We start from the raw sequence: 12,840 nt of genomic DNA on the forward strand, positions 1-12,840 counted from the left end.
AACGGAGTGCACATATCACTCTCAACGCACTGACCGGTTCAGTGAACGAAGAATTTCCGGACACCTCAAGAATCACCCAGCTCCCAACTGCACCGCAACACACGGGTACTGACCACAAGTGCGCACGGAACTTGAAGCTACCGACCGGCCGACCGCTCAGCTCGATTCCGCCAGGGCTGCCGTCCGCAACACCCCCTGGCGCACAAGGGCTTGCTTGGTCCGGGCGACATAGTCCGGATCGAACAGGCCGAGTTGGCGACAGGTGTCGGTGACCGTGTCCTGAAGCCCGGGGGTCGGGCGGGCCGCGAACCGACTGCAGAGCTCCGGCTCGATCAGGGCCAGCGGTCCGATCAGCCCGGCAACCCCGGGCGTGGCGGTTAGGAGGTCCTCCCAGCCCTGATACACGTCGACATCCCCCACCGCGTGCACCAGCGACCGCGTCACCTGGGGGGCTCGGCTGGACTCCTTCACGCCGACGACGTTGGGCAGCGAGCACACCGCAACCAGCGTCCCAAGGTCCAGCTCGATGCCGCTGACCACGCTCTCGTTGTAGAGATGGACGGGGATGTCGAGGGATGCCGCGATCCGCGCGTACGCCCGGTACACCTCCCGCCGGCCGCGGCCGGCCGACGACGGCGGGCCCACGAAGACTCCCGCGGCACCATGCTGAGCCGCCCAACGGCCCCGGGCCAGTACTTCTTCCGGGTCAGCGCACTGGATGCCGGTGAGCACCGGCAGGCCGTCGGCCGCCTCCAGAGCCGCAAGATTGACGGTGCGCCAGCTCTCCGGATCCAGCTGCCAACCCTCGCCACAGCTGATGGTGGGCACCACGGCCCGGACGTGCGGGCGCACCCGGGCCACCAGGGCCCGCACACAGGCCGGGGAAACCCGTCCATCGGCGTCGAACGGCGTGATCAGCGGAGCCATGACCCCGCCTGGACGCCACTCACCCATGACGCACCACCACCTCGCGCAGTCGGCGCATGGAGGCGGCGAACTCCTCCGGGTCGCGGGCGAGCGCCACGCGGATCCACCGCTCGCCCCGCTCCGGACGGCTCCAGAAGAAGAAGGTGCCCGGCAGCACGTGGACACCCGCGTCGGCCAGTTCCTGCTGCAGTTCGGTCGCCTTGGGGGCGCTCTCGGCCAGCTCGAACCAGGCAACGCTGACAGGGACTGCGGGCTCCTGGTGATGCAGCACGGTGCCTTGAGTGAGTTCCCGGGCCAGTGCCCGGTTCGTCGACAGCACGTCGGACACGGACGCGAACCCGTCCGCCATGGAGTCCTTGATGTACTGGGTGAGCACGTTGAGGGTGAACGGGGAGACGTTCAGCAGCACGCTGGTGTGAATGTTGTACAGGTCGGGATGGATGTCGGCACTCGACGTGATCAAGGCGCACTTGGCGTCCTGCACCGGCCAGGTCTTGCCGGTGTCCTCCATCGCGATGTAGCTGACGCCGGACGCCTCCAGGATCTCGTATACGTCGATCCGCCCGCCGGGAGAGCCGAGCGCGAACGCGGCGAAACAGAGGTCGAGGACCAACAGGCGGTCGTTCTCCCGGCAGAACCGGACCACCTCCTCGAAAATCCGCCGGCCGCCGCTCAGCAGGCTGTGACCGGTGGGGTTATTGGGATCGACGAGGAAGACGGCCTCGGTGCGGGGCTGCTGCGCCAGTTGGTCATAGACGGTGTCCGGGGACGACAACACCTGCTCCGGCAGAGGCACCAGCTCGATGTCGAGGTTGACCAGCAGATCGCGCAGATTGTCGAAGCACGGTTCGATCAGCGAAACGCGCGCGCCGCGCCGCTTGAGGTACATGCCGGCGATCACGGTGGAGATGGAAGCGGCGTAGGTCAGCAGTGTCCGGTTGAGGCCGAGAGCGGTGTGCTGGCCGCGGAAGCGGAAGAACGTATCGATGAAGCGCTGTTCGAACGTGCTCTGCTTGCCCGCTTCCGACTCGTACCAGAGCTGGGGCAGCGACGCCACGATCTGGCGCTGGCCCGGGGACTGGGACTGGTGGGTGTGGGCGTCGGCCAGGTTGTGCTCCGAGCGCAGGGCCCGAATCTCGTGCTGAGTGAGGTCAGCGGCGCTCACGGACAGGGCGGTGCCAGACATGGTGCTCCTTGGACGGTTCAACGGCTTCGGTCGGACGGTCGAAGCAGGGGGAACGGTGTGGGTCAGACCGGCGCGAGACACAGTTGCCGGATCTGTCGGGCGAGCTGCGTCGCGCCGCCGAGCGCTCCCGCCCGGCCTGTGTCCACGGGCCAGACGTCCGGTGTCACGATCAGGTCCGTACGGTCATCGGCTCCACCGACCAGGACGCCGAGGGCTTCCCGGACGCGTGACTGTCGGATGCCGACGGCAGGCAGCAGCCGCAGGGGCAGATTTGCGGACTGGGCGAAGGTCGTCGCCAGCAAGGTCGGCCCGGCCACCAGCAGGTCGGCCCGACGCAGGGCGCGGGGCCAATCGGCGACGTCGACCCGCGTGAAGGCGAACTCGCCCAGCCGGCTCGCCAATCGGGCCCAGTCCGCTGCGGCCAGGTCGGTCAGTACCGGAACCGGCCCCGCGGCCGGGCCCCCTTCGCGCAGCGCGGAGCGCAGGGCCGCCACGGTCTGTTCCGGGTCCGGGCAGCCGCCGGTCAGCTGGACGGCCGGGCCGTCTCCGCCGGCCGAACGGACCCGCCTCGGCGGAGCCACGTTGGCCACCTGGATCTCGGACCGGGCGAACTGCTTTTCCCGGCTGCACGACTGGGTCAGCCAGCTCGGCACCTGCCAGCTCACGATGGTCGCGGACACATCGGCCGTGCCCGGGTCACCAGGGGCGGCTCCGGCGGGGTGCAGGTAGACGGTGGGCAGGCCGGCCGCCATCAGTTCGGCGCACCGGTCCGGATCTCCCACGACCAGGGCGGCCGTTGCGGAGACGTCCGCGCGGGCCCGTCGGAACTCGGCCAGGTGGGCGGTCACGAACTCCAGGTCGGCTGCGGCCTCCAGGTCGTCGGGGCGTGCGTGGAGGACGAGTGAGGGCCCGTCGTCGGGTGTGGTCAAGGCATGCTCCTCGGTGGGTGATGACACGCTCGTGGAGGCGAGCAGGGGGAGGCCGGCAAGGTGAGCACGCTGGTCGGGACGTTCAGGTTGGGAGCGGCCGTGGCCCGGACCTCCAGGGGTCGGTGTCAGTAGTGCCAGGCCGGGACGGCTCCGAGCCGGGCCATGTCGTCGCTGTAGCCCGCAGCCGTGGTCGAGCAGCCGTTGCACACGCGTGGTCCTTCGGTCCGGAAGAGCTCGGCGTGCTTGCGCAGTGCGGGGCTGTCGAGGAACACACGTCCTTGCTCGTCCCGCAGCGGTGCTCCCCCGGGCCCGTCGCCGTCCCGGTGCGGCAGACAGCTGCAGCCGAACGCGCGCCCCTGCTTGGGGTCGAGATAGATCACGTCGTCGGTGACGTAGCAGAGCGGGAGCGAGGCCCGCGGGGTGACGCCCTGGTCGAAGAAGGCGTCCTGCTCCTCGGGCGTGTCCCCGTAGAACCGCTTCCCGAGCGGGACCAGGACCTGCTCCGGATCTCCGGTGTAGATCGGGTCGCACACCCGCAGCACGTCCTCGCGCGAAGGGTAGGTGATGGTGCGCTCCAGCTTGAGCGCCGACAGCTCCCACTGGCTCACGCCGGCTTCGGTGAGCACCCGCTGCAACTCGGGCAGCTGCTCGTAGTTGTGCGGCCCCGCCACGGTGTTGACCCGGGTGAGGATGCCGGCGGCCCTGGCCGCACGCAGTCCCTCCAACGCGCGGTCGAAGCAGCCCGGGGTTCGACGGTAGACGTCGTGGGTCGCCCCCGAGGAACCGTCGATGCTGACCACGATCTGCGCGAGTCCGGCAGCGGCCAGGGTGTCGACCATCTGTGGCAGTCGGAAGCCGTTGGTGATCAGCGACATCCGCATGCCCGCCGCGGTGCCGGCCTCGACCAGCTGCACGACCTGCCGGTGCATCAGGGGCTCGCCGCCGGTGAATCTGACGTAGCCCACTCCGGCGTCGACGGCCTGAGGCAGGAGCTCGGCGAAGTCGTCCACGGTGAAGCGGTAGCTGTCCCGTGAGAGCGCGAACTCGCACATGAAGCAGTCCGCGTTGCAGGCCTCCAGAATCCTGATGAACAGGTAGCGGTGACGATCACCACTCATCGTGTCTCTCCTTGAGTCGGGTGTTCCGGGAATCGGACAGCGGGTCGGGGGTCAGCCACGGCCCCACCTCCCGCGGCGCAGCCGCTCCTTCACCACGTCGGCGATCCGGGCACTGGTGCCGGTGGGAAAGACGCCACCCACCTCCAGCGCCACGTGCCGGGCGAGGAGGTGGCCGGCGACCAGGTCGAGGTCGGGCTGCCGTCGGGCGTGGGCCCGGTATCCGGGCAGGAGGTGGTCCAACTGGTCGGGGGCGAGCTGGCCGAGGTCGCTCTCGGGGCTGGCCGCGCGTGCGTCGGTCCAATCGAGGACCAGGGCGACCCGCCCCCCGCGGGAGACCAGGTTGGGCGAGCGGAAGTCGCCGTGCCCAGCCACCTCGCGGCTGGTCCGCCAGTCCTCGGCCGCCTGTCGGAGCAGGGCATCGGCCCAGGACCCCTCAGGGATGCCCACTGCCCTGCCTCCGCGCAGGGCAGTGTCGTAACGTGCTCTCCGGCGCGGCAGGTTGTGGGCCTCCTGGGGGAACCGGTGCCCCGACACGGTGTGCAGCGAGGCGAGCGTCTCACCCGCCGCGGCGAGGCCCGACCGGCTCTCCACCGGCACACCCGCGACGTGCCGATACACCAGGTAGGGGCGTCCGTCGGCCAGCACTCCGCTGCCCGCCTCCTCGGGCGCGGGCACGCCGTGGCTGCGGGCCACCCGCCAGCAGCTCAGCTCCTGTGCGGTGTCCAGCGGCCAGGACCTGCCCACCCGCAGCACGAGTTCGGAGCCGATGTAGACCGTGCAGTTGCCGCCGTGCATCAGGCGCACGTCGCGTACGCCCGAGTCTCCGCACCGCCGCAACACCTCCGCCGCCCGGTCGAGCTCGCCGGCGCTCATCCCTTCAGCAGCTCCGCCGTGGCGGCCGCGATCCTCCGGGCGTCCTGAGGGCTCATCTGGGTGCCGAGCACCAGGGTCCGGTCCCACAGGGCGCGCTCGGTGCCGAGGAGGTGCTCCTCACGCTCACCCCACCAGCCCCGCGAGGTCATCCAGGGCTTGACCCACGGCATGCCGATCAGGGCGGGGTAATGCCAGCCCGGGATGCCCTCGGCGACCAGCGCGTCCACCAGCCAGTCACGGTGGCCTGCCCACTCCTCGTCGAGGATGAGCGCCACATCGAACCAGGCCGGAGTGCAGTCGAGGCCGACGGCCGGCCGAGCGGTGCGGATCCCGGCCGCGTCGAAGATCTCGAACATGGCGTCGGCCGTGGCGTTGCGCGCGGCGACCCGCTCGGGCAGTTGCCGCAGGGCGGCATGGGCCAGGATCGCCTCGATCTCACCGCCGCGGAAGTTGTACCCGGGGAAGACTCCCTCGAAGTTGCCGGACTTGCCGTGGTGCCCGTAGGTGCGCATCCGCCAGTCGATGTCCGGGTCGTCATAGACGTTGAGGCCACCCTGCCCGGCGGTGACCAGCTTCTTCGTAGAACCCGCGAAGGAGCCGATCTCGCCGTACGCGCCCACCGGCTTTCCGCGCAGCGTGGCGCCGTGTGCCTGGCCACCGTCCTCGACCAGGTACCGCGCACCGGAAGAGCGCCGGATGGCTTCGACGTCGGCCACATTGCCGAAGAAGTGTGTGATCAGAGCCGTGTGCACGGGGGTTCCGTCGGTCCACTCCGCCACTTCGTCGATGCACTGCAGCGTGTCGGGATGGGTCGGCAGGAAGACCGGGCGGGCCCGGAGGTGATAGATCGCGTTGAGGCTGGCCACGAAGCCCGAGTCGCTCAGCGCGACCGGCGTGCCCTCATCGACCCCGAGGGCGAACAGCGCGGTCTGCAGCGCGGCGGTCCCGGACTGATGGAAGAAGGCGCGGTCACGGCCTATCAGCGCCGCGAAGTCCGCCTCCAGGCGCTTGCTGTGCGGGCCTCCGCCCCAGTAGACGGTGCGCCGGGTGCGGATCAGCGCGGCCACGTCGTCGGCCGCCTCGGCGACGATTCCGGTGTCTTCCCAGGGGAGTTCGTCGAACCGGGGGGTGCCGCCGTTGATCGCCAGGGACCGGTCCTGCTTGAGTTCATCGGGATGCCGCATGGGCATATGTCTCCATCTCTCGCGCGTCGCTAAGCTGGTTGTGAATACGCAAAGTTGCTGCGGCTGGAGGGCGGACGCCCGCGTGCCCGGGCCGCGTCCGCTCGACGACCAGGTCCACGATGTCGGCCACCTCGGTGGCACCGTCGCCCCCGGTCGATCCGGAGAACGGCGCCATCCGGGCGCCGGGCCGGCCTGAGGCCTCGATGGCCTCGCTCAGCCGGGCGGTGAGCCAAGAGCTGTGCTCGGACCGCCGTTCGGCGGCGGCCGCGATGCACCCGTAGAGGTAGCGGACGGCTTCCGCCTCGCCGCGCGCCCTGTGCGCGTCGAGCACCGCTTCGTCCACCATGTCCGCCGGCCAACCGACCACGATCCGGGGATCGACCTGACCCGCGACGTCGGCCGCGTTGACGATCTGGCTGAGGTTCTGCGGTGGGAGCACCACGCAACGCTGGTTCAGTGAGGCCGTCTCGAGCAGGGTTGTGCGCCCGGGCGAGGTGACGACCAGTTCGGCCGTGCGCAGCGCTTCCAGGAACTCCCCGCGAGGCAGCCGCCCTCCACGGATCGAGAGCCCGGTCGCCGCGGACGTCCGCGGCAGCCGCTCAAGGTCCAGATTGCCCGTGGTGATCACTTCCCGGAAGCCCTGGTCCCGCAACGCCGTGAGGGCGCTCTCCAGGACGAGCGACAGATAAGCGTTGTCGTCGCCGTCGCGGAACGGGGACTCCAGACCACCCAGGTTGAGGACCGCCCGGCCGGGCACCGGCGCCGGTCCGTCGTCCCCGGCCATGCCGACCACCGGCCCGACCCAGTGCAGCGACCGGATGCGCCGCAGCGACGGCCAGCAGGCCTGAGGCAGTGCCGGACACAACTGGGCGCAGTAGGCCTCGACGTCGACGGGCAGTTCGTCGCGGTCCGTCCAGAGGAACGGGAGGCTGTCCAGGTACACCACCGGCACCCCCACCGACTGGAGCCGGGAGGCCAGTTCCGGATCGAGCACCACCAGGGCGGCCGAAATGCGACGGGCCGCGACCAGCGCGGCAAGCTCCCCGTCGTCGGCCGGCACGTCCAGCCAGGCGTCGATCGGGTGCGCGCCCAGCACCGGCCGTCCAAGCGCCGAGGCCAGTCCGACAAAGCCGAGACGATCGCCGTGCCTGGCACGCAATACGTCCATGACAGCGGCGATCTTTCCGACGCTGCCCCAACCGAACTGCACGCCGGCGATTGCGACGACAGGTTCTTCTCCATGGGCCGAGAAAAGCGACCCGGTGCTGGTCATGTATCCCCCCATGCGGGCAGAAACTTCCGGCCGGGCGGCCCTCGCCATCTGGGCCGAATCATCCGGTCAAGAATTCAGACTGCCTTTTGCGGCAGCCCGTAGAGATACTCCACACTCCGGCTGAGCGAGTCCACCGAAAGCTACTGACCACAAGTGGCCGACAGACTTGCTGACACTGACCAAGCCGTTCTTCAGGCGCCTGATCAGCTAAGATCTGGCTTACCGCGGCGGCTGATGGCGAAAGCCGATGACGGACGGTTGCAGACTGCGGACCGAATCCGTAACAGGAAACGAATGTGTTGACAGCCTCCAGCAATCGCCCCTAACGTCATCCGCACCACAGCGCCGATGACAATTGGCGTCGGGAGAACGGCACTTTTCTCTGGAGCACATTCGAGTGCTTCACGCATGCCGGCGAACCTTCCCGGAAGCGTGCGGCCCCTATTGGATCGAGTGCCGCTACCAATCTCCAGTTCTTTCCATTCATTCCACTCAAGAGGTGACACCTTGCAGGCTGCCCCAGTCCAGGTAAGCGTCGATCTCGCGGGAATCAATGTCTTCGTCGGCGGGCCTATCCAGTACGCGATCGAGGACGACGGGTTCTACTCGCCACTTCGCCGCACGCTTCACGGCATCATCGAGGCGGTCCAGGAAGCCAACGGCACCGTTTTCTCGGCCCACGTCGCCGAGAAGTTCGGAGTCGACACCCCGCTGTTCTCCCCCCAGCAGGTCTCGGTTCGGGACTTCGACTGGATGCGCCGGTGCGACGTCTTCGTTCCGGTGCTGCCCGTGCTGGGGGACGACCTGCTGCGTACAGACGGGACGCACGTCGAGATGGGCTGGGCATCGGCGCTTCGCAAGCCCATCATGCTGGTCACGCGGCAGCCCATGGCGTCCAATGCGAGTCACCTGCTCCGCGGTCTGCCGGAGATCGCCGAGGTATCGCTCTTCGATGACATCGAAGTGACCGAGAATCCCGGAACACTGCTCGAGTCGATCGCACGGTCCACCCGCCATGCGGTCCGCGCGGCTTCTTGACAGGAAGAAGCATCATGACTGACGGGTACTTTGAACGTGACTGGGTGATCCGCTGGCTCTTGAAGAACCTGGGTCTCACGGTCTCGGCCGAAAGTCCACTGCGCGGTGACATCGATTCACTCCTCATGGCCGAACTCCTGACCGCGGCGGAGTACGAGCTGTCCCGCGACGCCTGGTCCGATTTCACGCCGGCATGCTTCGACACGGTCGAAACGCTGTCGCAGCACCTGGCGAACTCCCCGGCGGGCGTGGAGAAACACTGGTACCGACCGCTCGACGAGACCGGCCGCCTCGGAGCGGCTCACGACGGCTTCGACCGGGCCCGCACATCACTCGGAGATGTCGTCGTCGGTGCGGCCACGAGGCCCGCCGCCACCGGCAGGACCGGCAGCGTCATGTTGGTCGGCGAGCCTGCCGTGGCGATCACGGATCTCGTCGCCGACCTCGACGCGGCTGTGGCCGCTTTCGATCCGACCTCGGTGTGGTACCCGATGCTCACCAATGCCGGCACCGGTCGTGACCACCCGCAGAATGTCGCCTCGTCGCTGGAGACCGGTCGCCTGCAGCATGCGGCATGTCTGGAGCTGCTGGAAGAGCTCGACGAACGTCCTGACGGCCTGTACTGCGGCATCGGATACGCCTACCGACGGGAACCGGCACGGCGATGGGACAGCGCGGGACGGCTTGAGGCCTACCGGGTCTGGGAGGCCGTGTGGTGCGGACCCACCGAGAACGCGCCGACGGCGATGGCGGAGATCAAACGCGCGGTCGCGGCCGTACTTGACCGGTTCTCGAAGGGCGACTGGGCGCCGGCGCTCGACGGCTTCACGCCCGGCGTGACGCGGAAGAGCGAATGGACGGTTGCGGACGACGAGCCGCGTGCGGGGATGGCCGTGTCGTCGCTGAACGACCACGGTACGACGTTCGTGCGCGACGGCCGGTCGAGCTTCTGCCTGGGCGTCGGAATCGACCGCCTGGCCGACCTGGACCTGCTGTGGGCACACACGAACGAACGGACGATCCCGGACGGCGACCCGGGCGCCGGGACGGCCGTGTCGTCGCCGAACGACCACGGTACGACGTTCGCCCGCAACAGCGGACCGAGCTTCTGCCTGGGCGTCGGAATCGACCGCCTGCACCCCACCGGACTGGATCTGCTGTGATCGACACAATGCAACAGTGGGGTCTGGCCGGCCGCAGGATGACGGCTGCAGGCGAGGGGACGCCGGCGATGTGGCGGGACTCGGGCCTCGTCCCCTGCCCCGGCGATCGGGGAGCGGGGATCGTTCTCGGCTCATTCGGCGACCGGATCGATGAGTTGCTCACCGCCCCCGCGTTCGCCACGCAGCCTTGCATAGGGCAGAGTTCCGGGGATGTCAGACAGCTGCCCGTCAGCGTCGTCTGGGAGGTTTTGCTCCCGATGCTGCTCGCGGCCGGCAAGCCGAGCGACGTGGTCGTCCGGATCAATCTGGCCGAGGAACAGCTGAAGTACCCGCGCCGAGCCGAGCAGTTCGCGCACGTCGCGGACGCGGTGGCGACCGCGACGAAAGAACTCGCGGACCAGCTGGGCCTACCGAGCAAGGTAGAGGTCAACACTCGCCCCCCGGCGTCCGCCGCCTCGGTCGACACATCGACGCTGTACGGGATCTTCGCCCCGTTCCAACCCGACATCGACCACCCACGGGGCTTCCAGAACGAGGACGACATCCTCATCGCGTTCACGTGGTACCTCGCCCGCTACCGCGAACTCCCCGACGGCGCCTGCATCGTGGAGGGAGCCCACATGGTCGACGCCGTTCGAGCCGCGCTGGGCCCTGACGCCCCCTACCTGGCGGCCCTCGCCATGCCCGCACCGAGCGGGCGGGCATGCCTCGTCCAGGACGCACCGGTGGGCGAGAGGATCACCATGACGAACCTTGAGGCCCTGCCGCTCGACTGGTGGCCGGAGCGGGTCGTCCAGTCCGTCTTCGGGAGAAGTCTCCGGGCACTCGCCCTCGATTTCCGTGACAGCTTGACGTCCTGAGAATTGGATCACGATGAAGACTGGTAACCAGCTGAGGGTTCTCGCCGCAGTCCGTTGGGTGCATCTGCCGTTTCTCCTGGCCTTCGTCGGTCGACTGCCCCTGTACATGACCTCTGTCGCGCTGGTGCTGTGGACCGATGCGGCAGGTCGGTCCGCCGTTCTCGGTGGGTTCTACGTCGCGATGCTGAACTTCGGGGTCGCGGCGGCAGCTCCCTGGCTCGGCCACCTGGCGGACCGACGCAGTCGCCCCTTCGCCCTGCGCCTCACCGGCATCGTGCATCTGCTGGCGCTGGGAGCGTTGTCCCTCCAGTCCCCGTCCTTCGTGCCTCTGAACGCAGTCCTCTGTCTGTTGGCCGGACTGTCGACACCGCCGATCGGCTCCGTGCTCCGGTCGATGGTCACGGATCGGGCGCAGGACGACGAGCGAGACGCGATCTTCACCGCCGAGGCCATGGCCGGATCGCTGTTCGCGATACTCGGTCCCCTGGCGCTCTCGGGTTTTCTCCTGTTCGGCGGCGCTCAGACGGCGCTGACTGCTGGAGCCGTCCTCCTGGGTGGATCGGCCGTCGGGCTGTCGTTCCTCCCGATCATGCGCACTGTCCCCCGGGCGCCGGAATCAGGCGAAAGCAACGAACGCGGATCACACGGCGCACTCGCCCCGCTGCGGCAGCGCGGATTTCGCGCACTGACCATCCGGATGGTCATCGAGGCGATCGCGGGCGGTGTGGAGCAGGTCGCGGTTCCGGCGTTCGCGGTGTCGATCGGTTCCGCGGCGCTGACCGGTCCCCTGTGGGCCATCTCCGGCGGCATCGGCCTGGCCGCGGGGGCCGCGTACGCCGTCAGGACATGGCGGATGCCCAAGGAGACGCTGTACTGCATCGGTGTCACGGGCCTGGCCGTGTCGTACCTGGTACCCGCTTTCGCGTATTCCTTCACCACGATGGTGCTGGCCCTGTCAGCGGGCGCCATCCTCGTGGTGCCCGTGATCGCGACGGAGTACGACCTCGTGGCGCGCACGGTGCCGGAGACGCAACGCAACAGTGGCTTCGCCATCATGACGTCCGCAGCCATCTGTGGCACAGCGATCGGAGCGCAGACCGGCGGCTTCGTGATCGTGCACAGCGATTACCGAGGTGCGTTCGTCTTCGCGGCGGTCCTCGCCGGCCTTGCGGCGCTCATGTCCTGGCGGAGTCGCAAGCTGTGGGCCAAACCTTTGACCCCCGCGGTCGCGCCGGCGCTCCCCGCGGCGCTCGAAGGCTCGGGCCGATGAACGAAATGGAGCCGATCCATCTCACGCCCCGCCGAACAGCAGGCCACGGTTCTCCTGAAGCCAGTGCGCTTCGTCGCGCATCTCAGTCGCATCGCCCCGTGCCAGGAAGCAGGCCCATGGTTCGATTCCGCGCGCGCCCAGGTGTTGGATGCGTTCGGCTTCGCGTTCCTGAAGCCCTTCCAAGGCGTCCAGCACGGCTGGCGGCTGCGCTCCGTAAGCGGAGCAGAGAACCGCGAGGCGGGTACGCAACACCGTCATGCCGGTGACGCCTGCATCCCGTTCGGGATTGGTGGGGCGCAACGGCACTGCGTACCAGGCGAGTTGCGCCAGGTCGTCGATGGCGTATCCGGGTGCCGCGAAGTCCCAGTCGATGAAACCGGTCAGGCGGTCGCCGTCCCAGATGGAGTTCCACGGGCCGAGGTCGCCATGCCGGATCACCATGCCCGGCTTCCATTCCTCTTCGCGCAGCTGCCAGCGAGTGCCGGGCGAAGGCCGGAAATCACGCACGGCGTGGTGGTAGTCCCGCAGCCAGTGCCCGAGTTCCACCAGTCCGTGCGTAGAGCGCAGAAAAGGAGGCCAAGGCTTGAAGGCAGGCTCCCCGTGGAGCAGGGACAGCACCTCCTCCTGGCCTTCCACGCCCAGCGCGCGCGGCGCTTTGCGGAAGCCCACCGCCTCCAAGTGCTGCAACAGCGAATGCACCGCCGGCGTCCACTCCCTCACGGGGCGTCTGATGGTGTCGCCGACCCGCCGAACCGTGGTCACGCTGCCCTGGTCGCTGGCGCCGTCCTCAATCACCCAGCGATGATAACTCCCGTCACTTGCACGTCGGTTCAGCCGATCCCCCGGACCGGCCGCAGAGAGGCGGCGGGTGGGGGCGTGGCCCCGACCCTTGATTTCCGGCGCCTTCAAGTTGCCCGCGCACTTGTTGTCAGCACCATTGCGTTGTCACGCAACCGGACGCCGAACAATGCTTGCCGCATCGGGAATTCCGAATTCAAACACGGCCGAGCCACCCCGCC

The 12,840-nt window shown here is 68.7% G+C and carries 12 protein-coding genes; 4 read left to right on the forward strand and 8 right to left on the reverse strand.

Features of this window, described 5'->3' with window-relative positions:
* Positions 1–156: 156 nt before the first annotated feature.
* From AB5J55_RS19000 to AB5J55_RS19030, 7 genes are all read right to left on the reverse strand, one after another.
* A complete protein-coding gene (locus AB5J55_RS19000; RefSeq protein ID WP_369271836.1) occupies positions 157–927 on the reverse strand; it encodes a dihydrodipicolinate synthase family protein in 771 nt (256 codons plus the stop codon).
* A 19-nt stretch (positions 928–946) separates the two neighbouring features.
* A complete protein-coding gene (locus tag AB5J55_RS19005; protein WP_369271837.1) occupies positions 947–2,113 on the reverse strand; it encodes an aminotransferase class I/II-fold pyridoxal phosphate-dependent enzyme in 1,167 nt (388 codons plus the stop codon).
* 62 nt (positions 2,114–2,175) lie between these two features.
* Positions 2,176–3,042 carry a hypothetical protein gene (locus tag AB5J55_RS19010; protein WP_369271838.1) on the reverse strand — a complete coding sequence of 289 codons (867 nt, stop codon included), beginning with the start codon at positions 3,040–3,042 and terminating at the stop codon, positions 2,176–2,178.
* 125 nt (positions 3,043–3,167) lie between these two features.
* On the reverse strand, positions 3,168–4,160 hold the full coding sequence (gene blsE, locus AB5J55_RS19015) for a cytosylglucuronate decarboxylase (RefSeq protein WP_369271839.1): 993 nt from the start codon (positions 4,158–4,160) through the stop codon (positions 3,168–3,170).
* 51 nt (positions 4,161–4,211) lie between these two features.
* On the reverse strand, positions 4,212–5,033 hold the full coding sequence (locus AB5J55_RS19020; protein ID WP_369271840.1) for a phosphotransferase enzyme family protein: 822 nt from the start codon (positions 5,031–5,033) through the stop codon (positions 4,212–4,214).
* Positions 5,030–6,217, reverse strand: coding sequence for a DegT/DnrJ/EryC1/StrS family aminotransferase (locus AB5J55_RS19025; RefSeq protein WP_369271841.1), 1,188 nt, complete (start codon positions 6,215–6,217; stop codon positions 5,030–5,032). Before AB5J55_RS19025 ends, AB5J55_RS19020 begins: the two co-directional genes overlap by 4 nt.
* A complete protein-coding gene (locus tag AB5J55_RS19030) occupies positions 6,201–7,538 on the reverse strand; it encodes a hydroxymethylcytosylglucuronate/cytosylglucuronate synthase (protein WP_369271842.1) in 1,338 nt (445 codons plus the stop codon). Before AB5J55_RS19030 ends, AB5J55_RS19025 begins: the two co-directional genes overlap by 17 nt.
* Positions 7,539–7,997: 459 nt before the next feature.
* On the opposite strand from AB5J55_RS19030, the gene AB5J55_RS19035 reads away from it, so the two are divergent.
* The 4 genes from AB5J55_RS19035 to AB5J55_RS19050 all read left to right on the forward strand — a co-directional run bounded on the left by AB5J55_RS19035 (position 7,998) and on the right by AB5J55_RS19050 (position 11,821).
* Positions 7,998–8,528, forward strand: a complete 531-nt coding sequence (locus AB5J55_RS19035) for a nucleoside 2-deoxyribosyltransferase (RefSeq protein ID WP_369271843.1) — start codon at positions 7,998–8,000, stop codon at positions 8,526–8,528.
* A 14-nt stretch (positions 8,529–8,542) separates the two neighbouring features.
* Positions 8,543–9,691 carry a hypothetical protein gene (locus tag AB5J55_RS19040; RefSeq protein ID WP_369271844.1) on the forward strand — a complete coding sequence of 383 codons (1,149 nt, stop codon included), beginning with the start codon at positions 8,543–8,545 and terminating at the stop codon, positions 9,689–9,691.
* Between the two features lie 257 nt (positions 9,692–9,948).
* Entirely contained in the window at positions 9,949–10,551 is a 603-nt protein-coding gene (locus tag AB5J55_RS19045; protein WP_369271845.1) for a hypothetical protein, read from the forward strand.
* A gap of 13 nt (positions 10,552–10,564) precedes the next feature.
* Entirely contained in the window at positions 10,565–11,821 is a 1,257-nt protein-coding gene (locus tag AB5J55_RS19050) for an MFS transporter (RefSeq protein WP_369271846.1), read from the forward strand.
* Positions 11,822–11,842: 21 nt separating this feature from the next.
* On the opposite strand, the gene AB5J55_RS19055 is transcribed toward AB5J55_RS19050, so the two are convergent.
* Positions 11,843–12,616, reverse strand: coding sequence for a phosphotransferase (locus AB5J55_RS19055; RefSeq protein ID WP_369271847.1), 774 nt, complete (start codon positions 12,614–12,616; stop codon positions 11,843–11,845).
* Positions 12,617–12,840: the final 224 nt, after the last annotated feature.

This window comes from Streptomyces sp. R11 (assembly GCF_041051905.1).
In the GTDB taxonomy this organism is placed as follows: Bacteria; Actinomycetota; Actinomycetes; order Streptomycetales; family Streptomycetaceae; genus Streptomyces.

Bases quoted from the DNA above. Each gene is read 5' to 3' on its own strand.
- AB5J55_RS19000 (WP_369271836.1), bottom strand. From the start codon at position 927: ATGGCTCCGCTGATCACGCCGTTCGACGCCGATGGACGGGTTTCCCCG.
- AB5J55_RS19005 (WP_369271837.1), bottom strand. From the start codon at position 2,113: ATGTCTGGCACCGCCCTGTCCGTGAGCGCCGCTGACCTCACTCAGCAC.
- blsE (WP_369271839.1), bottom strand. From the start codon at position 4,160: ATGAGTGGTGATCGTCACCGCTACCTGTTCATCAGGATTCTGGAGGCC.
- AB5J55_RS19020 (WP_369271840.1), bottom strand. From the start codon at position 5,033: ATGAGCGCCGGCGAGCTCGACCGGGCGGCGGAGGTGTTGCGGCGGTGC.
- AB5J55_RS19025 (WP_369271841.1), bottom strand. From the start codon at position 6,217: ATGCGGCATCCCGATGAACTCAAGCAGGACCGGTCCCTGGCGATCAAC.
- AB5J55_RS19030 (WP_369271842.1), bottom strand. From the start codon at position 7,538: ATGGCGAGGGCCGCCCGGCCGGAAGTTTCTGCCCGCATGGGGGGATAC.
- AB5J55_RS19040 (WP_369271844.1), top strand. From the start codon at position 8,543: ATGACTGACGGGTACTTTGAACGTGACTGGGTGATCCGCTGGCTCTTG.
- AB5J55_RS19045 (WP_369271845.1), top strand. From the start codon at position 9,949: ATGCTGCTCGCGGCCGGCAAGCCGAGCGACGTGGTCGTCCGGATCAAT.
- AB5J55_RS19050 (WP_369271846.1), top strand. From the start codon at position 10,565: ATGAAGACTGGTAACCAGCTGAGGGTTCTCGCCGCAGTCCGTTGGGTG.